Genomic DNA, 23,841 nt, shown 5'->3' with positions numbered 1-23,841 from the left:
GCTAAAATTACCACCTGGATTATAGAATCACAGTGAACTAATCACCATTTAGCAAAGCTTGAAGTAGGAGCTTCTCAGTTCCACGACGAAAGTAACCTTTCGTCTCCCTGAGCGTTACTTCAGGGTGTTCTACCCCTAGGTGTCCAACGCTTGGATGCTCTTTTGGTACGGTTGATATTTTACGCGGGAACCGAATGGCTTGGTTTTCGCACTCTATTTTCTTCCTGAAACCTCATATATCAAGTTATCAAAGAGCTTCATATAGCTAGCTTATCAAAAATTTTTGGCTATGCCAAACCGAAATTCATCTCCCACCTATCGTTGGGCTACGCCCTTTACACACTTGAGAAAGGAGAATTCTTTCGGGGAGTTCGTTAAATAATTTTTAATGAATATAAGACCAAAGTGTTGAATTCTAACTTAGAAATACTATAAGTAATAGTATCTGTATATCCAAATTCCATAGATTTATTAGATTAAAGTAAATAAGAGAAACATTTCTTTTGTGATTGGTAAACAAGAAGAGAGGATTGTATATGAAAAAAAGAATTTTAATCGTAGAAGATGAAGAAAATATTCTAGAAGTATGCAAACGGTATTTAGAAAGAGAAGGATACGAAGTATATACAGCTACGAATGGAATGGAGGGCTGGGATGTATTTCATCAATATCAACCAGATTTAATTATTTTAGATCTCATGATGCCAATAAAAGATGGATGGGAATTATGTGAGGAAATTCGTCAACAATCAAATGTGCCTATTATTATGTTAACTGCTAAGGGAGAGGAAAGAGATCGAATTTTAGGTTTAACAATGGGAGCAGATGATTATGTAACAAAGCCGTTTTCACCTCGTGAATTAGTATTAAGGGTTCAAATTATACTAAGAAGAGGCAATCAAATACCGATACAAGTAAAAGAATCCCTATCAGAAGTAATAGAATTTCCGAATTTAAAAATTTATCCAAAAACAAGGTGTGTACTTGTTTGTGAAAATAAAGTGGAATTAACGGTAAAAGAATTTGAGGCACTTTATGTCATGGCACAACATCCAAAACAGGTATTTTCTCGTTCGCAACTTCTTGAACTTATTTGGGATTTTGAACATGAAGGGGGCACAAACACAGTAACCGTGTTAGTGAGTCGTTTACGTGACAAACTCGAGAAGCATACGATAAAGAATCGTTGGATTCATACTGTTTGGGGAATAGGATATCGCTTTGAGCCAAATGGAGGAAATGAAACATGAGATTACGCATTCAATTGTTATTGATGAATTTATTAAGTACCAGTATCTTGGTACTTGCTATATGGTATAGTGAAACGCAAATGTTACTTGAACCAGAACAAACACGGTTATTAACAGTAATTGCGGTTGTAGGACTGATTATTTCAACGTTTATTTACTGGCTAATGACACGCCCTATTATGAGGTCCATTCAAAATTTAATTGAACTAACGAAACAATTTAGCGATAGACATTTTGAAACGAGATATATAATTGGAAAAGAACCACGGGAGTTTAAAGAATTAGCAACAGCCTTCCAACAGATGGCCAAAAATTTGGAAGAAGGGTTTACTAAGTTAGAAGAAGGTGAAAAAGCACGTAAAGAGCTCATTACGAATATTTCACACGACTTACGAACACCTATGGCTAGCATACAATTGATGATAGAGGCATTACAAGATAATTTGATTGAAGATCCTGAAATGAGAAATCAGTACTTAGTTACGATTTTAAAAGAAATAAAAAGATTAAGTGGATTAATCAATGACTTATTTGATCTTACAAAGTTAGAAATTGGGCAAGTAGATTTTCATCCAACTTTAATACATATGGACAAAGTCCTATTGGATGTACTAGAGGCACATTCTGTCTTTTTAGCAAACAAACAGATTGATTTACAATTGGAGGTTCCTGAGACCTTACCTCGACTTTTAATTATGCCGTGTAAAATAGCACGGGTCATTAGTAATTTGTTAGATAATGCAATCCGGTATTCACCTGTCTCTGGAACAATCCAGCTAATTTTAGAGGAAAATAAGCAAAAGCAACAAGTTCAATTCATTTTGCGTGATAAAGGAGAAGGAATTACTCCAAATGACCAACTACGCGTATTTGAACGTTTTTTTAGAACAGATCAATCAAGAAGTTCACAATCTGGAGGTTCCGGTCTCGGACTAGCCATTACAAAATCATTGATTGAAATGCATAGGGGAGAAATAGGTGTGAGAGATCGTTTAGACGGCAAACAAGGAAGTGAATTTTGGTTTACTCTTCCCATCACATCAGAAAAAAATAAGACTGCTGAAAGACTTTTGTAATACTTATATTATAGAAATGAAAGACTTCCTCCTGTAACATACTATTAAACAGTATGTTACAGGAGGTTTTTTATTTTATGAGAAGAAAACATGTGGGTGCTTTTATTGTTATATAGGTTAGGGTCATATCATTTTTATTTCATTACATGCCGGAGATGTTCTATTAATAGAAGAATCTTTCAAATATCCTGGATATGGAGATAAACCTTTACCAGTAGAAGTGTATTCAAGTATTTTCAACACAATTCGCAAAGGCATCGTTATTATAGAAGCTGCTGGAAATGGTGGAATGATTTAGATGAATTTAAAGATTTTGGAGGTAAGCGAATTTTCAATCGTAATAGTCCCGACTTTAAAGATTCAGGAGCTATTATGGTTGGTGCATCTACTGCAAGAGTTCCCCATAAACGTTTAGATTTCTCTAACTATGGTAGTAGGATTGATGTATATGGTTGGGGAGAGTATGTTGATACACTAGATACATATCAAAATCAAAATAGCGCAGGGGATAAGATTACAGATTAGAAGATAACAAATCGTTACACTCCTGATTTTCGTGGTACTTCTAGCGCTTCACCTATAATCGCAGGAGCTGCTGTATCTATTCAAGGAATTGCCAAAGAACACTTAGGTAAGGCGTATACACCAAAGGAATTAAGAGCTATTTTAAGTAACCCAAATACAGGAACGAAATCTAATAATCCAACATCTGATAAAATAGGGGTTTTACCAGATTTAAAAGCTATCTTGTCTAATCTTGGATTTAAAAGTGATTTGACTACCAATGATTCTATGGCATTTCCAGAGAATGTAGAAAAAATAAGGAAGCAGAAAATTCAACTTTCGTATTTCCAGATGAAGAAAGAACAAGTAACGGGGACAAAAGCTCAACTATAACATTCCCAGGAGAAGATTTAAACCAAAAAGAAAAAGAAGATGTATCGATTACTTTTGAACTACTCAGTAAAGCTAACAAAAGTAACTAACACAACTGTGCGAAAGATAGTAATAGAATACACTCATTACTACAATTGTGTGTGAATTCAAGAGAAATTAAACTACCTATCTCAAAAAGAATATAAGAAACAGATAGTTTAGATGTTATGATGTGCATCCCATTTTCAGGACTCACATCATAAGGAATTTTGTTTATTTAACAGCAATAATGGAGAAAAGCGGTATAGAAGCATAAGCAATTTGCTCAGCTTTTGTGTAGATTAATTCGTGAAAATCTTGTCTTGTTTGAATATCTCGAAATCCTAACTGAAATAGTACTGCCTTATCCCATTCTGGTCGCATAGCAAAAGTGAGTGGTAAATTTTTAGCAATCGCATCTCCTTCGCTAAATAATATTTTTTCATCATAAACTGGAAATCCCAATTGTTTTGCTTTCTCAATATCGTTTTGATAAATTTCGGCATGCATTTTCTTAGCTAATGTGATATTCCAATTTGCATCAAAGATTAGTAACTGACCATCTTTTTTTAACCAATTATACCATTCTGTGTATGTTCTTTCCGGATAATGAAGCGTCCAAGTTACATTACGTGAAACAATAACATCATATGACTCTATATCATCGAAAGGAGAAGCATCTAAAACATGAATAAAATTTACAGAAACTCCTGATTGTAATGCATTTTTTTTTGCAGTTTTAATCATATATTCTGAAAAATCTAAAGCAGTAACCTCGTGTCCCATCTGAGCTAATAAAATAGCAAAGAAACCTGGACCAGTACCAATTTCTAAAATTTTAAGAGGACCTTTCATACTAATATGTTCTTCTAAAATTCGTCGCCACGCTTCTTTTTTAAATCCACTTAGTTCTTCCTGAATAATGCCATCATATATTTCAGCACTGTTGTCCCAGTATTTTTGATGTCTTTTTATTTCTTCCATATTACTCCTCCTAATAAAAAATATTGACAAACTAAACCCACCTTTAATATGATAATCGTAATCATTACGATTTGCAATATAAAATTAGAAAGAGGGTTTGTAATGAATAAAAAGATAATCACTTCATTGTTGACTGTTTTGTTAGTTTTTGTTTTAGCAGGATGCAGTGAAGGCAGTAAAGTTACAACTAAGGAAAATAAAGATACGATTCAAGTGGCGCTAACATCTGATAGTGGTGCAGATAAATTAGATGCAGCTTCTTATGATGGATCCATGCCATTATATACTGCGGTGTATGATCCTTTAGTAGAATACGGAGAAAATGGGGAGATAAAACCTGCATTGGCTAAATCATGGGAGGTTTCGGAAGATGGGAAAACATATACTTTTCATTTACGCAATGATGTCAAGTTTTCTGATGGATCTAATCTCAATGCAGATGCTCTTCTATTTTCCATTAATAGATGGAAAGGCAAAAAAGAACATGCTTGGTTAAAAACAGCAGCGACTTTGGATAGTGCGGAAAAAATAGATGACTATACTGTTAAAATGACTTTTTCTGAACCAAGTGTTTTGATTTTTAATGAGTTAACAGCAGCTCGTCCGCTCCGGGTAATGAGTCCAAATTCTGTGGAACCTGCTGGAGATCCAAATGGTAAGTTTGTAAAAGCGATTGGCAGTGGCGCATTGAAAATCGACTCTCACAAAAAGGGGAAAGAGACGGTACTAACTCCAAATAAACATTATTGGAAATATAATTTTAAAAATAAAAAGATGATTTGGAAAGTTATCCCTGATGCGCAAACTCGTTCTTTAGCACTGCAAGAAGGAAGCGTTCAAATAGCAGGAGGAGAGATGAGCAAGATATCATATCAAGCCTTAAATGTATTTAAAGATAATAATGCCTATAAAGTAGAAACCAAACCGGGTACAATGAGTTATTTTCTTGCAATCAATAATCAAAAAGAAGCTTTACAAGATGTTAAAGTTCGCCAAGCGTTGAATTATGCCATTAATAAAGAGCGTTTAGCAGATAAGGTATTAGACAAAAACGGATTACCAGCTAAAGGTTTATTTGCTAGGACTGTCCCTTTTGTGACAGAATCGAATAACTCAGGTTATACCTATAACCTAGATAGAGCGAAACAATTATTGAAAGAAGCGGGATATGGTGAAAACGGGAAGGTTTTAAAGCTTAAGCTAGCTTTCCAAACAGAAGAATTTCCTGAATGGAAACAAATTTCAGAAACTATACAAAGTAATTTGAAAGAAGCCGGAGTTGAAATTTTACTTAATAGCATGGAGTCAACCTCCTATTATAATAATTTATGGAAAAAACGAGATTATGACTTATTAATCTATAGAACCTATGCGGATAGTCTTAATCCACAAGGTTTTCTAGATTCCCTATTTGTGGTAAAAAACGATGGGAAAGGTGTAGCTTATACGGATGAAAATCTGTCAAATTATATTATAGAAGCTGGCAAAGCTATGACTAATGATGAACGTCAGGCAGCATATGATAAAGTATTTTCTTATATGAATACAAATGCAGTGACTGTCCCTCTTTTCTATCCAAATGATATCTTTGTACATCGTGCTGATACTAAAGGTTTTACTTGGGGACCAATCATTGATGACCCGGTCATTTGGAATAACCTAGAAAGGGTAGAATAGAAGATGTGGCGTTTTGCTGTAAACAGATTATTTATCATTTTTTTAACTCTATTTTTTCTCAGTATTTTTTTGTTTTTTCTTGTTCGAATAATTCCCGGTTCACCAGAAATGGTCATACTATTACAGCGTGGAGGAATTATAAATACCGAAGAATTGACTAATCTAAGAGAAGAACTTGGTCATAATACGTCATTATTTAATCAATATATTGGGTGGGCAATGAAAATAATAAGGTTCAATTTTGGTATTTCTTACCAATCAAACCTCCCTGTGGTAGAAGAAATATTTTCACGAATAAATGGCACACTTTTATTAGCTGGACCTTCTCTAGCTATTTCAACGTTGGCTGGGATCATCATTTCTTTTTATGCCGCTCTTTATAACGGAAGTAGATGGGACAAATGGATTGGCAATATATCTATTTTTCTATCATCACTGCCAAATTACTTGGTTGGACTGTTATTGGTATTAATATTTTCTATACACTGGAAAATTACCCCTGTATATGGTAATGATACGTGGTTACATTTCATTCTCCCTATTGTGACTGCTAGCTTATCCCTTAGTGCAGTTTTTGTGCAATTATTCCGGCAAATCATAGGGGAAGTAATAGAAAGTCTTTATTTTGAAGCGGCTCGAGCAAGAGGTTTAAAAAATGTAGTTTTATACAGTAGAACTCTCTATCTGCCTTGTATTCATGGATTTTTAACGGTGATAGCTGCTAATATTGGTAGTTTGTGGGGGTTGATTATTGTGATTGAAACTATTTTTGCTTGGCCTGGGGTAGGGAATTATATTATTCATGCAGTTTCTGTCAGGGATTATCCAGTTATTATAGGGTTTACATTAATAATGGCGTTTTTTACCATGCTTATCTATTTAATAATTGATATGCTTTTACGATGTATAGACCCACGTCAAAAGTGGAAAGAAGGGGGAAGAGAATGATGAAAAAAGCAGCATGGATTCTCCCGATAACTTGTTTTATTTTGTTAATCTTTTTAATAATAATAGGGATTTTATTGACTCCATATAACCCATATGAAGTAAATGCGTCAGAGAAATTACAGCCACCAAATTCCCTTCATTGGTTTGGAACGGATCATTTAGGGAGAGATATATTAACTAGACTTGTTATTGGAGCACCTTATACTTTGCTTTTTCCGGCCATCGTCTTAATACTTTCTTCTATTTTAGGGACATTATTTGGACTTATTAGTAGTTTATGGGGGAGAAAAATAGATACTATAATGACTGCTATTATGGATTCCTTCAGTTCTATACCGAATTTGCTTTTTGTTGCTGCCATTACTGGTATTTTTGGCCCAGGGCTTGTTAATACGTTAGTAGCTGTTCTAATTTCCTGGTGGGTTCAATATGCAAGAATCATACGTAACGTGTCGGTTGTTACACGAAATCAACCGTTTATTCTCGCTGCACAATTAAGTGGAACATTTGGAATCAAATTGATTTACCGACATCTGTTACCGAACACATTACCTCTTATTCGTGAACTGTTTTTTTTAGATATGGGGACCATTATTCTGATGATATCTAGTCTATCTTTTCTTGGTTTAGGAGCGCAACCACCAATGCCAGAATGGGGTGGCATGATACTTGACGGCAAAAGCTATTTCCAGATTGCACCATGGATTACTTTGATTCCTGCTTCCTGTATTACCATTTTTGTTATGTTATTTTATTTTATTGGAAAGGGGCTAAAAGTAATTGACTGACAATATATTACTTGACGTGCAGAAACTTTCCATCAAATCAGGCAAGAATATACTAGTAAAAAATATTTCTTTTCATATTTGCAAAGAGGAGATGTTTTGTTTAGTTGGAGAATCTGGCAGCGGTAAATCAATTACTTCTCGCACAATAATGGGATTATTAGACAAGAGAAAAATAAAAGTAGATGGTGTCATAACGTTAGATAAACAAAAAAACAATTTGACAATGCTGTCAGAAAAGGAGTGGCAGAAAATCAGGGGAGAGGAAATAGCACTAATTTATCAACACCCCACACTGGCATTACATCCGTTTTTAAAGATTGGAAACCAAATGTTGGATGTGCTAAGAAGTAAAAAGTCAATAGGAAAAAAAGAAGCAAAGAAAGAAGTATTTCAACAACTATTGGAAATGAATTTTTCTGATCCCGAAAGAATAGCAGCTGCTTATCCTTCGCAGTTAAGTGGGGGTATGAATCAGCGTGTCATGATTAGTATGGCATTGTTACTACGGCCTCGTTTGTTAATTGCTGATGAACCAACGACTGGTTTAGACACAATTAACCAACAAAAAGTTATTCGAAAACTCTTAGAGTTAAAAGAAAAATATAAAATGTCCATTTTGTTTATTACACATGATTTACGCCTAGCGGACCAAATTGCAGATAAAGTGGCAGTGATGAAGAACGGTGAAATTATTGAAGTAGCACCGCTTTCTACCATTAGAGAAAATCCACAACACAGTTATACAAGAGACTTATGGAATAACCTCCCTAATTCTCAGGGGAGCGAGGGAGGTTCTAAATGCTTTTAGAAGTAAAAAATATTTCTGCATCATTTCAACACTCAGAAAAAAAGATACTTGATAGTGTTTCTTTCCTACTTAAGAAAGGACAAAAATTAGGCGTTGTAGGAGAGTCTGGAGGCGGAAAAAGTACACTGACAAAAATTATATCCGGTTTTCATCCATATACAAATGGAAAGGTACAAATACAAAATCGAGTAATTAAAGCAACCGCTAAAGATAGAAAATGGATAAGCAAAAGGTTACAAATGGTTTTTCAGAATCCAATTTCCTCACTGGACCCTCAGCAGACTGTTCAACAAATTTTAGAAGAGCCATTGCTTAATTTCACTTCATTTACTAAAAAAGAACGCAAACAAAAAATTTTGGAACTATTAGCAGAGGTGAATTTACAACCTGACGTTTTAAAAAGGAAAAGTAATTCATTAAGTGGGGGACAAGCACAAAGAATTTGTATTGCACGATCATTGTTAGCTAATCCAGAAATTCTTGTATGTGATGAGCCAGTTACTAGCCTTGATATGACAACACAGTTAAAAATAATGAAACTACTAAAGAGAGTTGGTAAAGAGCAGCAATTATCAATTATTTTCGTTTCACATGATATTTCGCTTGTTTTAGAATTTTGTGATGTAGTCCTGGTACTTAAAGACGGGAAAATAGTTGATTATTTTGTAGCAAAGGAGTGGATGCATGCAGATAGAGATGCTTACACAAAAAAATTAATTGAATCAACTGGAATTCTCTAAATTATTTAAAAGGATGATTTATCATGTAACTGCAAATGAAGTCTATGTATATGTGAAGTAAGAAAAAAGAGGGCGTATCCAACCCTCTTTTCTGATTTTAAAATATTATATATTATCAAATTTTTTAATTTTATTCATAAATATGGATATATTAATATTTATGATGAAGTGAATTATGGTTCCATATTTTATGAGTAGTAACTAATATCTGATAGGAGTGTGGCCAGAACCCTATCAGATAGGACTGACTATATTGTATGCAGAACTCTTGAGAAATTTATACAGAGAAAGAGCCGCTAGCATAAGCTAACTGCTCGATACAGAAAAGAGAAGAAAGATTGGACAGGTAAAAGAGTTCTAGCTTATCGACTATGTATAACATTTGCGGAATATTGAAAAACATTCCGTCCAGCCAAAATAAAAAGAGCACCTTTGAGCAGCGCTCTTCCTCGGAGTGATTAATCAAATGTACATATTTGAACTACTCACCACTTAACGTCCTAACGGACTGTTTGAAGTGGGAGATTTCTGCGAACACCGATGTATCCACCAGTTATCTTAGCAGGCTCTACCCGCAGTCCCTACGGTGAGAACATAAGTATCTTGTACGCTGACTCACCACACTAACTACTTTAGCTTGGTTTTCGCAATTTTGAGAAGCGTGGGGCGATAGAACGTTGAAGATTTTACGGTTGCAACGTTTTTCTGCAACCAACCTCATATCTTCAGTTTTCGAAGAGCAATCTGTACAAGTAAATGATAGCAAATATGTTGGCTTGTGCCAACCGACATGCATCTCCCACCTAAAATTGGTGTTTCACACCTTCACATTTTTGAGGAAGGAGTCTTCTGTCGGAAAACGATAAATTTAGGCTGTTCCAACTTGGTTTTGGTCTGCAACATCAGCATCAAATGTGTTTGTCGCGCTAACACAGTTAAAAGTATTTACGACAAATCCAACATTGGAAGCGCCAGATCCATTATAAGCTTTCGTATTTTCTTTCGGAGATACGTTATATAAATCCCCTAGATTGAAAGCGCCATTACTGTTTTGAACGACGAGATTTCCAACAACAGAAGGCATAGTACTCACCTACTTTCCTAGAAGGTATTTGAATTAGCATATGGTGTATTCGTCTAGAGGTTCATTTCGATCTAAGACTTCAAAGTTATTACTCGTGAAGAGTTTAATAAAATAATCTTTTGCGCGACACATTTCCTTATAAGTGTGTAAACACGAAATGAGAGAGTCATCAATTTGATAACAACAACGGATTGATTGAAAGTAGGAATGAAAGCCGTCAGGTTGAGCTAGTACCAATTGTTTTATACCAAAGGATATAAGCCATTTCAAAGCCCCTCTCTGTTGGTGTGGAAATCTCACCATCCATATCAGATTTTAAAATAAAGCAAAAGAGGATTTTTATGAACAAAAAATGTTATCTGATCCTATAGGTAGATAATTATATCTTGATTTTTGAATTTATAAATGTTAGTGTAAATATACACCGTTTCTTATTTATCTATGAGTAGTGTCTGTAGAACGAATAGAATAATTTAAAAAATCCTCTTTTGCACCCATTTGCAGAAGGGGATTTTTATTTTTATGGGATTTCAAATTTACTTTTAGATAAAGCTTTAAGTACTGGTTTTACAATTAAACCTAATAAATGAAAAACTTTATGGTCATTAAGTGCCTGTACGGCACATTCGGAAGGTGAAGGCATTCAAGTGGTTTCACTTAAAGATGTAGATACTTTTTACATAAATCATAGTAACAAAAAGATAAATGTAGTATCCGCGGATATAGATGAAGTTACTTTATATTTGTTTATGAACTACTTTATTATAAATACAAAATTATTTAGTTTATATAATAATTATTTACTATATTATTAACCTACTTATCTTACAAAAATGTAAGATTTTTTCGGTTGACACTCGTATATATAAGTAACTATACTTGTTACACAATGTTGTTAAATATATTAAATAGTTTCTTACAATAAGTGTATGACCGTGGATTCTTTTCGAAACAATAGTTTAATTTAGTAAACTATTATTTTTTTGCAATATAGTAACAATACCAACTCAATGTATTTATCCTTTAAACTAGGTCATATTTCTTAGAACTTAACTACTCAAATAACATATCTACCAACTTGCAATAAATTTTTAGATTGCAGAATTACCCCAAAACGAAATTTCAGCTTGATGGGCATGTGGTGGGACCCCCATATGAAATGAAAAATCAAGCCGTTATTTTTTGGGTTCAGGCTACCAGCATTTAAACTATTATTTACACTAAAAGAAGTACAAGGAGGAAGGTGTATCTATTATAATAGTGAGATATACCAAATTAGAAATGAATATTAAATTTAATAAAAAAGTAGTAGCATTCACGGCAGGATTAACAGTATTATCTTCACCATTGGTATCGTTTGCAGAGGAACAACAATCAGTAAACAATAAGCAACCTACAAGTATTCAGGAACAAAGTAAAACAACATCAGATGAACAGGCTTTAAAAAGTATTGAAGCTAGTTTTGAAGGGGTAGACGGACGTGGTGGAGGTACTGTCGACAATAAGAAAACAGACAGTCTTCAACGTTCAGAAGGTATTCATGAAGAAACAGGTACATTAACTGTTCCTAGCAATTCAAACAGAATAAAACGTAGTCTATCTTCCACAACATCTAGAACCTCTAGTACAATAAACGGTGTTCCATTCACTGAATGGATTGTTCCAGTAGGTAACGATAATATTCGTCCTCAAAACTACATGAGTCCAAAGTACATTACAATTCATGAGACTGATAATACAAGTGTAGGAGCAGGTGCTAAAAACCACGCTCAATACCTATATAACCAAGCGGTAGGGAACACAGACCGATCTGCATCATGGCATTTTACAGTAGATGATAAAGAGATTTATCAACACCTACCATTAAACGAGAACGGATGGCACGCTGGAGACGGTGATGGTCCAGGTAATAGGGAATCCATTGCAATTGAAATTGCAGTTAACAGGGATGGTGACTACAATAAGGCAGTAAATAACGCTAAGAAACTTGTAGCGTATTTAATGAAAGAAACGGGTGTACCATTAAATAACATCGTAAAACACCAAAGATGGAGTGGTAAAAACTGTCCTGCTATTATGATAAAAAGTGGACAATGGGTTCCATTCGTAAATGGTGTTGAAAGTTATTATAATAAATTTAATCAACCAACAGACGATATAACAGGAGGTTGGTATGAGTCAGCTATTCGTGATTTGAATAGAAGGGGTATTATGGTAGGAGAAGGAAACGGGGTTTTCGCACCTAATAGAGCGATAACAAGAGCCGAATTTTCTCAATTAATCTCTAAATCTCTAAACCTGCCAGCTGGAGATGCTTCATTTAAAGACCTAAACGATGCAAATTCAACTTTACGAGATGGTATTAAACGTACTGCAAGTGCAGGTATTATTCAAGGTAGAGGAGATGGTTATTTTGACCCAAACACACCTATTACAAGAGAAGAATCAGCAATTATTGTAAACAAGGCTTTACAGTATAAAGGTATACGGGGGCCAGTTACAAACTTACCATTCTCAGACAAAGACCAAATTAGCTATAAAGAAGACGTACAAAGATTGTATGGCTTAGGTATTGTAAAAGGTAAGGGTGACAATCAATACGTTCCTAAAGGAACAACAACTCGTGGTGAAACAGCAACATTCATTCTAAACATGCTTCAAGTAATTGAAAATGGTAATATTCAAAATGGAATTGGAACGGCTCAAATTAATGGTATTGGAGTAAATGTTCGAAGCGGATCAGGTACAAACTATTCTATTGTTAGAAAGACAAGTAAAGGTGAAAAAGTTACAGTATATGAAGAAAAGAACGGCTGGCTAAGAATTGGAACAGGGCAGTGGATTTATTATGACTCTAGTTATATCAACTATAACAGATTATAAAAGACTTAATAGTTAAAAGAACAGGTCATATTTGGATATATAACTTACTCTCAGGTTGTGAAGAAGACTTTCTCCACAACCTGTTTTTGTGTCTGGCCCCTTTTTTACCTGCCAATAAAAAAGATAAAATGGAAGAGCGTTTGAAATATTCGGATAAAAAGGGGCGAGATACGGTGAGTATAATTGAAAAAAATTTAAAGTTAGATATTAATCGTATTTAAACAAGTAGATAATGCATCTGAACAAAGTGATATATATTCTTTAGGAAGACTACTATATTTCATTTTAACTGGCAGAGAACCAGTTCATAACTATATAGGAGTCGATAAGTTTTATTCTCTTATTGTAACAGCTACTTCCGAAGAACCTAATCATAGACATGCGAATACCACTATTTTTGAAGAAGAATTCAACAAAATTGCTATGCAACCTCAAACTAATATAAGCAAAAGTATTCGTTAAAAGTGTACTTAACGAACAGAAAATATACACTTCAATCTATCTATAGTAAAAAAGCCAATGTATTTTATAAAATACATTGGCTTTTTTACTATAGATAGATTAACATATGAAATTCTTATCCCTTAGAGAGATAGTTCATGTCATGTATCAATTTCATCATTTTCTTCTAATTGACGTTGTTCTAAACGCTCAATTGCAGCTCGACGTTTAGTATCATCAATATTCGTATAAAGAGAGGTAGTTTCCATCGAATTATGACCCATTTGATTTGCCAACAGAACCAAATCTTTATTTTCATTATAATGATTAGTCGCATATGTATGACGTAACTTATGAGGGCTCTTTTTTTCGTCAAATGCTCTAGTATATTTCTCTGTAAGCTTTTGTATTGCATTAACAGAAATTTGTGCGTATGAGCCTTTATAATTGGTTACAAATAGAATATCCTCATCATCAGGGCACTTATAACGGTTAGCACGTACTTTAAGATACTCTTGAACATCATCTAGAGCGGTTTGTGTAGCTAAAATAGATGATTTTTTATCTCCTTTACGTATAACTTTGATGTACCGAGTACGAAAATTAATACTAGAAATAGTTAAACTAGCTGCTTCAGATACCCGAAGACCTGTACCCAAGATTAAACTTAGAATAGCAATATCACGCTCTTTATCACGTTTAAAAAATCTTAGTTTACCAGGTGCGGTTTCTTGTAACATTTTCTCATATTCATTAGATAAAAAGCGCATGAATTTAATGTCATCATTGTTGTGAAAAATAACTTCCGAAATTTCTTTTGCTCTAGCTGCAGCGTCGATTTTTTCCTTGTGAATTTCCATTTTGGCCATAACATTTCTATAAAAGTAACATTCTCCATTATCATCCTCAGTATTGCTTGTTAGGTAGTTAAATAATGACTTTAGAGCCGAAAATGTCCGTATAACTGCTTTGGTTTTGTTACCTTGTCTCTCTAAATAGCTTTTAAACCTTTTTACTTGTTTAAGAGGGAGGTGTTCCAATGTTTCAATTGTTACCTCGTGAATTTCCATTACAACTTTACCATCTACTGTAGCAAGGCGAGAGGAGATCAACCACTGTAAAAACATTTCATATTCAATTAAGTATCCATACAAAGTAGCAGGGGAGAGGTTCGTTTTCTCCTCAATATATTCAATAATATACCAGGGCATTTTTTCTTTATGACGTTCTACACGTGCTTGATATACTTGCTTTTCTCGATTACTCATTTTTTCACCTCAAACTTCAAAACAGTACATTGACTTTTTATAATCAATGCACTGTTTTGTCTAAATTTTTCTAATTTTACATTAAATACAATTTTAATATAAATTCCATTTAGGATTCAGTTAAAATACTTTTGCATAATAAGCATATAAATGTGGCGTTTTATGAAAGAATCAATTGTCTAAACCACTTTTCTAAACCTTCTTCATTCTGTTCGAATTTTTTTTCAAAATCGCTATCCAATACAATTTTTAACAATAGTTCTCTAATAGCATTATCTAACTCTATAGCAAGTTCGAGAGCAGCTGCATATCTTTTTTCTGACATAGACTGTCCATGAATTACAGTGGAACGAATGGCATAAGATTTTTTCACCAACGAAAAGTAATACTCTCTTTGTTCCAATTGTTCAGACATTAGTCTAGCAAATCTCTCCGAAATTTTATGTGTAATTTCGTCACGACCAGTTGTAAATAAACATTCTAAAATTGTACAATATTTCATTATCTTCACAGGAACATCAGTTTCATGCCTTGCAGCCTGAAGAAAGTAAAAAGCTCGCTGTACTCTTAATGACTTAACTTTGTATGGACCATCAGCTATCTGATTCCCAATATTAAGGTTAATTTCTGGATGTAAAAGTTTATAATAATGAATAGCTTTATTTATTTCCTCAATGGAAAACATAGTATCATTAATCAATCCATTTGATTTAGAGGATAAAAATGCAGTATTACTACTTGTAACAGAATAAAAATCCTCTTTAGTACCAGTTCCTATAAATCCTGATTCTATATTTACACTATGATCTTTAACTAACCATAATGCTACCATAAATATATCTATTTTTCTTAAAAAAGAATTAATATAATAATAGTTTGCTTCACCCATGATTTGATGATCTTTGAAAGTCTCTTGAAGCTGCTTTAATTCTCCGGTTTGATACATATATGTACTATTTAGTAAGGAATCAAATTCAAGGAAACCGATTGTACGAGCAAATTTTTCATTATCAAAAAGTCTATTAAATGTAGCCAAACTATTAGATAATCTCATATTATCATCATCAATGAATTTCCCTTTATTTAGAGTGGATGTAACGTTAATATTATAGATCTTTGCAATCATTTTATAATCCAAAATTATACTACCTCCAACAAACCGTATATTTTGGTTACATTATATATTATTTGTTGAATAAATTCAATTGTATATTAAACACGGATTTAATGTAAAATTAATAATTCGAGTTATCATCCCCTTTTTTTACAATGACGTTATTGTAAAAGCACATGAACAAATGAATGCTCCTTAAACTTCACTATATTGTTTAAATAGCATCCATTTGTTTTTATATTAGAAATTAACGCTAAATGTTTATTTCCTACTTTTATGTCTTTTTACAAATGTAATCTAAACTTCTTAATAAGATTGTTCATCTTCTATTAGAGTAGTCTTCATATTTAGAAAAACGATTTGCTAATTCAATCCAATGACTGATATCTATCACGTCTTTGATGTTGTTGGCTGACGTTTTTTTAGTAAAATTTAGTGCATAAAAATTATTTTGAAAATTCCTTGTTGCACGTATTTTTTGGTGAATCAATTTGGCATACTTGAAATCAGAATATTTTTTAGTATTATAAATTATTTTTTCAAGATCTATCTCATATCTTTGATAAATCAATTGGCAACCATGACCATGCAATGTCTTTTTCTTGAGGGAAATATATTCTTTGTAAGCGAAATTATCTTTAAAAGAATTATCTAAGTAATTTAAAAAACTCTTCAAACTAGGTGTTTTTGAAAAATCCCACCAATGTTTAATTATAAAACTAATTATCTCATATGAATTAGCATTTCTCGCTTGCTTCAAAATAGTAGGATGAGCAAAATATCTCCATAAATCTTCTCTAGTTAGAATTGGAATGTTATGATCAAATTTCACACCACCAAACTTTGCCTCGTTTGTTAATAAAAACCCTTTTACTTCTTTAAAATCAGCTAAATCAATGTTCTTTTCTTTTTTTAATTTGTTTATAAATAACTCTTTATTCTCTTTAATAATTCTACAAATATAATCTACTTGTATAATTCCATCATATGCATAATTTAATTTTCTTAATGTTGGTAAACTGTCAAATTTTTTTGTAATATGTTTGATTTCACTAATAAATAATGTCTGATCATATATGAACATCAAATCAATTTCAAATGATTCATTTATAAAATCCTTGAATTCAATACTTTGAGGGAATATTCTAAACGAACTATTATTATTAAATAAAATTTTTTTTATAGCTTTTAAATCATTAAATAATGTAGTCTCGTAAAAATGTTTATCTTTTACTTTCGGAATAACATTATGTAATAAGTAAGTCATTTCAATATCTGTTCCCCAATTTAATATCATATATTGAGACTTATACTTTTGGATAGGAGATACATACAAATCGCTTTTATTTCCATTTGATACGAAGTAGTTCTCCAGAACTTTATAAAATTTTTCTTTTGATATATTTTCTTGTAAATCATTTTTAATAATTTCTTCATATTTGATACTTATCCACATTGACTTTGATGAATCAGTTTTATTAACAAAATCACATATATTAATCCAAACATTACAAATATCTTGAATTAGCATGCCATCATTTAACTTATCACCGAGTTTATAACCAAAATCTGAATACATAAATTCTAAACTTGTTTTTTTCATTGATGAACGAGTAAGAATTTCTCCTTTTTTTTGTAAAGAAATCATTTTTCTTAGTTCTCTATTTGCTTCATATAAAGCTTCAATTATATCAATATTATTTTCAGAGGGTTTAAAAATATAGCAATTATTCTTACGAGATAAGTTATACCTTCCGCTTAGTAAATCAAAGAAATTATGTCTAAACTCAATAAGTAAACTGTATTCTACAATTAACTCTTCTATAAAGTTTATGGATATATCTTTACTGGAAAATACTTCGGGCTGTTCTGAAATCTCTATACTTGTAATTAACAAATCCATATCAAATAAAAAATGACTATAGATTTCTAAACATTTCTCATGTAAAGTGGTTTTATATTGTTTAAAAATTATCTGTTCAAAATAATATAGAATACTTTTTATATATACATGATCTTTCTTTTTTAAGTTATTTATCAATTTTTTCTTCTTTAATCTTGATTTTTGATAAATTGGTAGAAATTCTTTATATATAACATTTATAGTATTACAAAACTCTAAATATTCATTGGAAAATTTCATCCTAATAAAACGGTTATCTTTTAATATCTCTAAAAAATCATCAATTTTTTTTACATCTTCCCCAAAAATATCATATATCTTACTTTTTAGTATATTAAAAAATTTAACTCCACTAATCTCAAACCCTTGATCCAAATACATATTTATAGTATTTATATCCTTTTTTTTGAAGGCACGATTTAAGTTCTTCATTATCTTTTCCATATTTCTAGTTAACGTCTTCAATAATTAAATCCCACCTTTCATTTCGTATTCAAACACTTCTTTTACGATAAAACTTCCCTAAATAATTCATATAAAGGTTTATTAGAACTACCATGTGCCAGTAAATCAAATGAAAAAACCTGCACTTAATCAAAACGGAAAAATACAGTTTATTATTAATTCCCATCCTCTTATATGTTTAACTTATTTATCATTATCTATAATTTTTCATTTGAAATTTCATTAAGTTACCAGTAGTAAATACCTTTTCCCCTAAATTAAAATAATGACAACAAGTTAAATAAAGTATATCTATGAGAAATTTAATTAATATACAGTTGGATCACAATCTTTGAACTAATGGATAAGCAAGTAAATGTTTCATATGTTTTTGTATATCTCTTGCATTTTGAAAAACATCAACGAATTTCTCCATTTTAACAATCATATTTTCCTCTTCTAATAGTTTCCTGTCCTCTTCTTTAAATTTTGATATCTCTTTATCATAAATAGCCTTTATAAGTTTCTTTTTTGCCTCAATAGACAAATGGGAGTATTTAATAAGGTTATCAAATCTCGAAAAGATAGCGCTACCTACCCGCTCCTCTATCTCTCTTTCACTATTAAAGTTAGATGTACAGATAATAATTGAGTTTTTTAATTTAACATTATAATATTTATCTGTGAACTCTCCTTCATCAAACATTTGATAAAAAGCACTATAAACAATCGGAGAAACCTTATCAAACTCATCCAATAATAATACATTTGTTTGTCGATCGATTAGATCTTTAGATAAGGAATTAGTTTTATCTCCAAAAACATAAGAAGCAAAACTTTCGTTGTGAAACATCGAAAGTTGCTTTCGAAATAATTCCCTCTCGTCATAAATCTCTTTATTTAATAATTTAGCAGTTTCTGTTTTCCCAACACCAGAAGGACCATATAACATAATGACTACTGGCTTATGGGATCCTTCATTAGTTAATGGATAAAGAGTTTGTAATAATTTATTTTTTACATCCTCTTGTCCAAATATTGTCTCACTGAATGCAGCTTTTATTTTTTTTAATGATTCAATTGTTAATTTAGGATGTTCAAATTCAATTTCCTCCACAGAAATCCCTAAATGAGGATTATTTAATTGCTCAACAATTTTTGTAGGAGGATTATGCAAATACACTTCTTCAAACTGATAAAATGTTGCATAATTTAATATGTAAATTACAAAGCCTTCTATAAAATGATCTGCTACACCGGAATATTCATCCGTAAATACTGTAAGCGTTTTATAACATTCTTCTTCTTTCACTACATCATTCATTCTATAAAGCTGATCCATTTTTCTCACTACAGGTGTAAGTGAGATAACGTTATCTTCTGGAATAATCTTTTTAAATTCTTCTGTCGGACCATTATAAATCACAAAATTCATTCTTTCACCCCTGCTATTCCAGATAAGACAATATCATAAATTTTCAATAAATGCGGATCTTCATTTTTTAGGCCATCATATATTTCCTCAATTGATATCGTTTCACGGGAATCATCTTTATTCATAGAGAATTCATTTTCAAATAATAAATCCTCTTCCCTACACACTCCCACTTCTATCCCATAGTATGTAAGATTCATTTTAGGTAAGTCTGTCAAATTATAACCATTTCTAAGAGCATTAATATTAAAACGAAAAACAACTTTCTTTTCCCCATTAGTAGCCAATAGCTCATAATAGCCTTTTGCATGCTGAAGTATTTCATCAAGTTCTAAATAATTATAATCCGCTAACCCTTCAGTAAATTTCGAGCCTTCTTTTAACATTTTAATAAAAGGTGTATACATCTTTGCAAAAGTAATAGACTCATTTGGTACTTTCACTTTAAACCCACTGAAAATCTCTATATTTTTCTCAGTATCCTCTTCAGAAAGATTCACAAAATCTGTTAATATTGTATTTGTAATTGTTGTTTTTAGTAGGCTATCCTTAGAATTTGCCATTTCACCACTTGCTGACATGGAAATTTTAGCCTTGAGTAAAGATAAAAAACTGGTATTTGCTCCTATTTCTCCCGATGCTTTGCCCTTAAAACCAATACTATATTTACCTGTTCCCTCATCAGTGATAACAAGAGAACCTCCATAAAACATTTGTAAAAAGTCCGCAGCTGAGGGCTCATCAAAATATATAACTTTAATAATCAAAATACTTCCCCCTATATTTTTACAAGTTATTCAATTTCATTTTATCATTATATAAAATATATTTACTAATTCTTTTGCGTTACTTTCAATATATCCATTTCATACTCCAGTTCTTTTGTCACTAAATTTGAAAAATCCATCGTCATTGCAAGTACTTTACCATCTATATTCCTTTTAGATCCCCATAAACAAACCGCTTTATTTATTTTACTGTCCTCAAAAGTAATTTGGACTGTTCTCAGTTCCTCTACCTCTACATATTCACGAGATATCCAACATTCTTTAAACTCTATGGTTCCTTGTGGCATAGAGAGAACATAATTAAACATCACTTCTTCTAGTTCTGGAAAACCAAGCCCCTTCTTCTCAAGACAGATGTATTCAAAATCTAAAACGTTCGTAAAATGATAGATATGCTCTTTTTTAGATTGCACTATAATTCCTCCATAACAATAAAGCTATTAATATTGATTTGAAATAGAGTTTGATTAATAGATGTTACTTATAATAACCTTATTCTGCATTAAAAAGTTGACTTTCATCAAAGGGATTAATTATCAATATGTATTTTTTATTATCCAATCTCAGATTTACCTTATAAGATCTATTTAAATTAAACATGTATATCTCTGGTTCAAAGTCATGTTTAAATTTATAACGACGCGCCGCATTTTCAATTACTATATACACATACTCAGCAAAACTATCTGGTTCCATACAATCGTCCCATATTTCTTTCCACTTCGTTTTATCGACAACTACTTTATTTTTAAAATCAAGAGACAGAGTACTATATCCCATTAAAATTCCACTTCCTTCTAATATCTTATCTGGTTATATAAGACTAACTTATTGGCATTACTTATAAATTGATTCTTAAATTAAAGAAAAGCCCTCTAGTAACGATATTTCAAATCTAATTTGTCATAACTATCATAATATGTTCTACCGAAAGCATAATCTTTTTTTGATCCCTTTTTAATAATGTACCCGGTTTCTATAAATGGACTCCTCCTATTTTGACAATGAGCACTACGATGCCCGTCTCCTTGTCCGTGAAGATGCCATGTTGCACAATATGGGCACCAAACTGCAAGATTTCCACTTTCATCTCTTTCATAGGCTAATAATATAGGCAATGTTCTTTCACTTTTATTTAATCTCATATGTATCCTCCTAAAAAATATAATTACTAAATTATAATATAAAGAAATAATGTTTAATGAGATATAAGTTATCATCTGACTACAAAAATTTCTTTTATAATAAATTCAACTGAATAAAGCCATCATCGTTAACTTTTAAGTTTTCTTTATGCTCCTTGTTCTTGCTATTTTGCTTTTTTAATTCAGCTTCTATTTCTTTTTCTACATGGGGAATCTTATCTTTCATAAACCACCGTGGTAGTCCTGAAGGAAAATACTTTTTTTCATAAGCGGTGCGTTCTTTTTTAGGAATACATTTGTATTCCTCCCAAAACCTATTTCTAAAATTATCGATTTCATTTTTTGTTAAAAGTGGTATATCATCATAATCTTTGTTTAAAAGCTCTTGTTTTCTATATAATTGCTCTTTCTGTAATTGAATGCGTTTTTGTTCTTCTTCCTCTTTCTTTATTTTTTCTTGATGGATACGTAGCTCTTCTTGCTCCCTTTGTATTTTTTCTTTTTTTTGCACTTTATCTAACTTTTGTCCATACTTAGTCAAAAGCTTTTGATAAAATATTTTTTCCTTAGTATTATTTGTTTCCTGTTCATAATGTTGCTGTAATTCCTCTACAAACTCATTTAAACTTCTACCCTCAATCCATTTTTTATAACTATTTTGTTCCTCATTAAAATACATTTCATAATCATTCTTATCACTTAAGAAACTTGTTGGAAATCCTTTAAATATAGTTTTTACGACTATATACCACTTATGGCACTCTTCTTTTAAATAATTCAACCAAGAATACCACTTACCGATTGAAGATAAATGAAATTGAACCTTTTCTGTCTCCAAGCGTTCTACTAGCATATTAAATTCCTTTTTATATTGATTATATAAGTTGCTCATATAATCCTTTGCCATTTGTTCAGCCAATGTTTCTTCTTGCCTTCTTCTCTCTTCAGCTTTTTGTTGTTCTATTTCTAGTAGTTTGTTAGTATAGGCTATTTTCATGTCTTCTCTTGCTTTTCTCGCTAATTCTATACTATTTAATGCTTCCTCTATCTGCCGGGCTTTATCAAATTCAATAGCAGCATCTACTAAATTCGTAGGATCAGAATCACTTCTGTGAATTTGACCTTTAAATCCTTCATTTAATTGAGTATTCTTTTTCAGCCTCGTATCATTTTCACTATGTGGTGCTCGCAATAATTCCGTTTCTAATAATACTGGTACAATGTCAGGCTCTGCTATTCGGTTAACCAGAAATATATCATCTTGTGTTGAATGTTCTCGGTTCTCTAACAATGCATCTACCCTTAGCTTAGAACTTTCGGGAGTTCTTCGAATTAAGAATACATGGCCATTATGATCAACAGTTACAATAACATGGTATACATCCATCAAATAGTTAAATGCTTTATTATTTTCCCCTGTTATAAAGAAATATTCCTCTTTTAATGGAGAAATATATGTATACTCATAAGAATTTGTTTCTGGATTAAAACTACTAATTCTTGTACCACTATAACTATCCGTGTATATTTTTTCACCATTTACTTCTTTTTCCTTAGGTGGAAAGAAACTATCTAGTATTAACACCCATGCAGTTGGTACATTTTCTTCAAAATATATATTTGTTCTCTTCGTAATATTACTAGTCCGAATATTAGACGCTTGTACTTCGATTGCTAACTTTAGCTCTTCTTTTCCATCAATTGTTTGCATTACCGCTACGTCGGCACGTGAAATGTCCTTATGTCTTTTCTCTTCTTTTACGATGTAACCAGCCTTACTAAATAATTCATATAAATATTTCTTAGTTTTAGCATGCGCTAATGATTCAAATGAAAAACATTGCTCTTTATCTAAATGAAAAAAATATGGATTTTTATTAACGGCCTTAGATCCTTTATTAAACGACATAATTTCTTGGCATATAGGGCATATTGCCTGATATAAAGCTTTTCTTCCTTTAATAAGCTTAGCTTCCTTTTCATTATCTATAATCATGGAATCTAACTCTATATAACTTTTCTCCTGAAATTCAATTAAGTTACCACTAGAAAATATTTTTTCCCAACCATCAAAATACTTAATGTAAGAATACTGCATTTAATATACACCCTTTCAAAAAGGAATATTATTACCATCCATTAAATTCATT

Annotated in this window: 19 protein-coding genes and 1 pseudogene; 9 read left to right on the top strand and 11 right to left on the bottom strand. The window is 31.9% G+C overall.

From position 1 onward, the window contains the following. Positions 1–536: 536 nt before the first annotated feature. The 3 genes and pseudogenes from ACZDYH_RS27600 to ACZDYH_RS27590 form a co-directional block, all read left to right on the top strand. A complete protein-coding gene (locus ACZDYH_RS27600) occupies positions 537–1,250 on the top strand; it encodes a response regulator transcription factor (RefSeq protein WP_474887665.1) in 714 nt (237 codons plus the stop codon). Beyond that, positions 1,247–2,326 (top strand): sensor histidine kinase, encoded by a 1,080-nt coding sequence (locus ACZDYH_RS27595; RefSeq protein ID WP_474887663.1) that lies wholly within the window; start codon positions 1,247–1,249, stop codon positions 2,324–2,326. The genes ACZDYH_RS27600 and ACZDYH_RS27595 overlap by 4 nt, the downstream gene beginning before the upstream one ends. Positions 2,327–2,465: 139 nt before the next feature. Beyond that, positions 2,466–3,312: pseudogene (locus tag ACZDYH_RS27590) on the top strand (S8 family serine peptidase); the annotation flags it as partial. Positions 3,313–3,475: 163 nt separating this feature from the next. Here ACZDYH_RS27590 and ACZDYH_RS27585 read toward each other — a convergent pair. Further along, positions 3,476–4,225 carry a class I SAM-dependent methyltransferase gene (locus ACZDYH_RS27585; RefSeq protein WP_440606820.1) on the bottom strand — a complete coding sequence of 250 codons (750 nt, stop codon included), beginning with the start codon at positions 4,223–4,225 and terminating at the stop codon, positions 3,476–3,478. A 102-nt stretch (positions 4,226–4,327) separates the two neighbouring features. Here ACZDYH_RS27585 and ACZDYH_RS27580 point away from each other — a divergent pair, with 102 nt between their 5' ends. From ACZDYH_RS27580 to ACZDYH_RS27560, 5 genes are read left to right on the top strand one after another with little or no spacing between them, the layout of a single operon-like run. Then, a complete protein-coding gene (locus tag ACZDYH_RS27580) occupies positions 4,328–5,902 on the top strand; it encodes an ABC transporter substrate-binding protein (RefSeq protein WP_474887660.1) in 1,575 nt (524 codons plus the stop codon). A 3-nt stretch (positions 5,903–5,905) separates the two neighbouring features. After that, on the top strand, positions 5,906–6,850 hold the full coding sequence (locus ACZDYH_RS27575; RefSeq protein ID WP_474887659.1) for an ABC transporter permease: 945 nt from the start codon (positions 5,906–5,908) through the stop codon (positions 6,848–6,850). Beyond that, positions 6,847–7,638, top strand: coding sequence for an ABC transporter permease (locus ACZDYH_RS27570; RefSeq protein ID WP_474887657.1), 792 nt, complete (start codon positions 6,847–6,849; stop codon positions 7,636–7,638). Before ACZDYH_RS27575 ends, ACZDYH_RS27570 begins: the two co-directional genes overlap by 4 nt. After that, positions 7,631–8,446, top strand: coding sequence for an ABC transporter ATP-binding protein (locus ACZDYH_RS27565; protein WP_474887655.1), 816 nt, complete (start codon positions 7,631–7,633; stop codon positions 8,444–8,446). The genes ACZDYH_RS27570 and ACZDYH_RS27565 overlap by 8 nt, the downstream gene beginning before the upstream one ends. Then, the gene (locus ACZDYH_RS27560) at positions 8,437–9,186 is read left to right on the top strand and encodes an ABC transporter ATP-binding protein (protein WP_474887653.1); all 750 of its coding nucleotides are present in this window, start codon (positions 8,437–8,439) and stop codon (positions 9,184–9,186) included. Before ACZDYH_RS27565 ends, ACZDYH_RS27560 begins: the two co-directional genes overlap by 10 nt. 868 nt (positions 9,187–10,054) lie before the next feature. Here the strand turns inward: ACZDYH_RS27560 and ACZDYH_RS27555 are convergent. Then, entirely contained in the window at positions 10,055–10,270 is a 216-nt protein-coding gene (locus tag ACZDYH_RS27555; protein WP_474887651.1) for a spore germination protein, read from the bottom strand. Between the two features lie 1,281 nt (positions 10,271–11,551). Here ACZDYH_RS27555 and ACZDYH_RS27550 point away from each other — a divergent pair. After that, a complete protein-coding gene (locus tag ACZDYH_RS27550; protein ID WP_474887682.1) occupies positions 11,552–13,153 on the top strand; it encodes an S-layer homology domain-containing protein in 1,602 nt (533 codons plus the stop codon). Positions 13,154–13,755: 602 nt separating this feature from the next. Here ACZDYH_RS27550 and xerS read toward each other — a convergent pair. From xerS to ACZDYH_RS27505, 9 genes are all read right to left on the bottom strand, one after another. Further along, positions 13,756–14,862 carry a tyrosine recombinase XerS gene (gene xerS / locus ACZDYH_RS27545; protein ID WP_474887649.1) on the bottom strand — a complete coding sequence of 369 codons (1,107 nt, stop codon included), beginning with the start codon at positions 14,860–14,862 and terminating at the stop codon, positions 13,756–13,758. A 160-nt stretch (positions 14,863–15,022) separates the two neighbouring features. Beyond that, positions 15,023–16,000, bottom strand: coding sequence for a hypothetical protein (locus tag ACZDYH_RS27540; protein ID WP_474887647.1), 978 nt, complete (start codon positions 15,998–16,000; stop codon positions 15,023–15,025). A gap of 295 nt (positions 16,001–16,295) precedes the next feature. After that, entirely contained in the window at positions 16,296–18,344 is a 2,049-nt protein-coding gene (locus ACZDYH_RS27535; RefSeq protein WP_474887645.1) for a hypothetical protein, read from the bottom strand. A 322-nt stretch (positions 18,345–18,666) separates the two neighbouring features. Continuing rightward, the gene (locus ACZDYH_RS27530; RefSeq protein WP_474887643.1) at positions 18,667–19,758 is read right to left on the bottom strand and encodes an AAA family ATPase; all 1,092 of its coding nucleotides are present in this window, start codon (positions 19,756–19,758) and stop codon (positions 18,667–18,669) included. Then, entirely contained in the window at positions 19,755–20,525 is a 771-nt protein-coding gene (locus ACZDYH_RS27525) for a DUF6414 family protein (RefSeq protein ID WP_474887641.1), read from the bottom strand. The genes ACZDYH_RS27530 and ACZDYH_RS27525 overlap by 4 nt, the downstream gene beginning before the upstream one ends. 65 nt (positions 20,526–20,590) lie before the next feature. Next, the gene (locus tag ACZDYH_RS27520; RefSeq protein WP_474887639.1) at positions 20,591–20,959 is read right to left on the bottom strand and encodes a hypothetical protein; all 369 of its coding nucleotides are present in this window, start codon (positions 20,957–20,959) and stop codon (positions 20,591–20,593) included. Positions 20,960–21,038: 79 nt separating this feature from the next. Next, entirely contained in the window at positions 21,039–21,326 is a 288-nt protein-coding gene (locus ACZDYH_RS27515) for a hypothetical protein (protein WP_474887637.1), read from the bottom strand. Between the two features lie 95 nt (positions 21,327–21,421). After that, entirely contained in the window at positions 21,422–21,691 is a 270-nt protein-coding gene (locus tag ACZDYH_RS27510) for a hypothetical protein (RefSeq protein ID WP_474887635.1), read from the bottom strand. 94 nt (positions 21,692–21,785) lie between these two features. Continuing rightward, entirely contained in the window at positions 21,786–23,789 is a 2,004-nt protein-coding gene (locus ACZDYH_RS27505) for a competence protein CoiA family protein (protein ID WP_474887633.1), read from the bottom strand. Positions 23,790–23,841 lie beyond the last annotated feature (52 nt).

Source organism: Bacillus sp. EB V-12, assembly GCF_056158125.1.
Note: the sequence above shows the minus strand (reverse complement) of the source record. Positions and strands in the feature narration are given on the sequence as shown.

What these genes read in the sequence shown, in the direction of transcription:
- ACZDYH_RS27515 (WP_474887637.1), bottom strand. Translation starts at nt 21,326, where the DNA reads ATGGGATATAGTACTCTGTCTCTTGATTTTAAAAATAAAGTAGTTGTC.
- ACZDYH_RS27510 (WP_474887635.1), bottom strand. Translation starts at nt 21,691, where the DNA reads ATGAGATTAAATAAAAGTGAAAGAACATTGCCTATATTATTAGCCTAT.
- ACZDYH_RS27600 (WP_474887665.1), top strand. Translation starts at nt 537, where the DNA reads ATGAAAAAAAGAATTTTAATCGTAGAAGATGAAGAAAATATTCTAGAA.
- ACZDYH_RS27595 (WP_474887663.1), top strand. Translation starts at nt 1,247, where the DNA reads ATGAGATTACGCATTCAATTGTTATTGATGAATTTATTAAGTACCAGT.
- xerS (WP_474887649.1), bottom strand. Translation starts at nt 14,862, where the DNA reads ATGAGTAATCGAGAAAAGCAAGTATATCAAGCACGTGTAGAACGTCAT.
- ACZDYH_RS27550 (WP_474887682.1), top strand. Translation starts at nt 11,552, where the DNA reads ATGAATATTAAATTTAATAAAAAAGTAGTAGCATTCACGGCAGGATTA.
- ACZDYH_RS27505 (WP_474887633.1), bottom strand. Translation starts at nt 23,789, where the DNA reads ATGCAGTATTCTTACATTAAGTATTTTGATGGTTGGGAAAAAATATTT.
- ACZDYH_RS27585 (WP_440606820.1), bottom strand. Translation starts at nt 4,225, where the DNA reads ATGGAAGAAATAAAAAGACATCAAAAATACTGGGACAACAGTGCTGAA.
- ACZDYH_RS27555 (WP_474887651.1), bottom strand. Translation starts at nt 10,270, where the DNA reads ATGCCTTCTGTTGTTGGAAATCTCGTCGTTCAAAACAGTAATGGCGCT.
- ACZDYH_RS27580 (WP_474887660.1), top strand. Translation starts at nt 4,328, where the DNA reads ATGAATAAAAAGATAATCACTTCATTGTTGACTGTTTTGTTAGTTTTT.
- ACZDYH_RS27530 (WP_474887643.1), bottom strand. Translation starts at nt 19,758, where the DNA reads ATGAATTTTGTGATTTATAATGGTCCGACAGAAGAATTTAAAAAGATT.
- ACZDYH_RS27560 (WP_474887653.1), top strand. Translation starts at nt 8,437, where the DNA reads ATGCTTTTAGAAGTAAAAAATATTTCTGCATCATTTCAACACTCAGAA.
- ACZDYH_RS27570 (WP_474887657.1), top strand. Translation starts at nt 6,847, where the DNA reads ATGATGAAAAAAGCAGCATGGATTCTCCCGATAACTTGTTTTATTTTG.
- ACZDYH_RS27575 (WP_474887659.1), top strand. Translation starts at nt 5,906, where the DNA reads ATGTGGCGTTTTGCTGTAAACAGATTATTTATCATTTTTTTAACTCTA.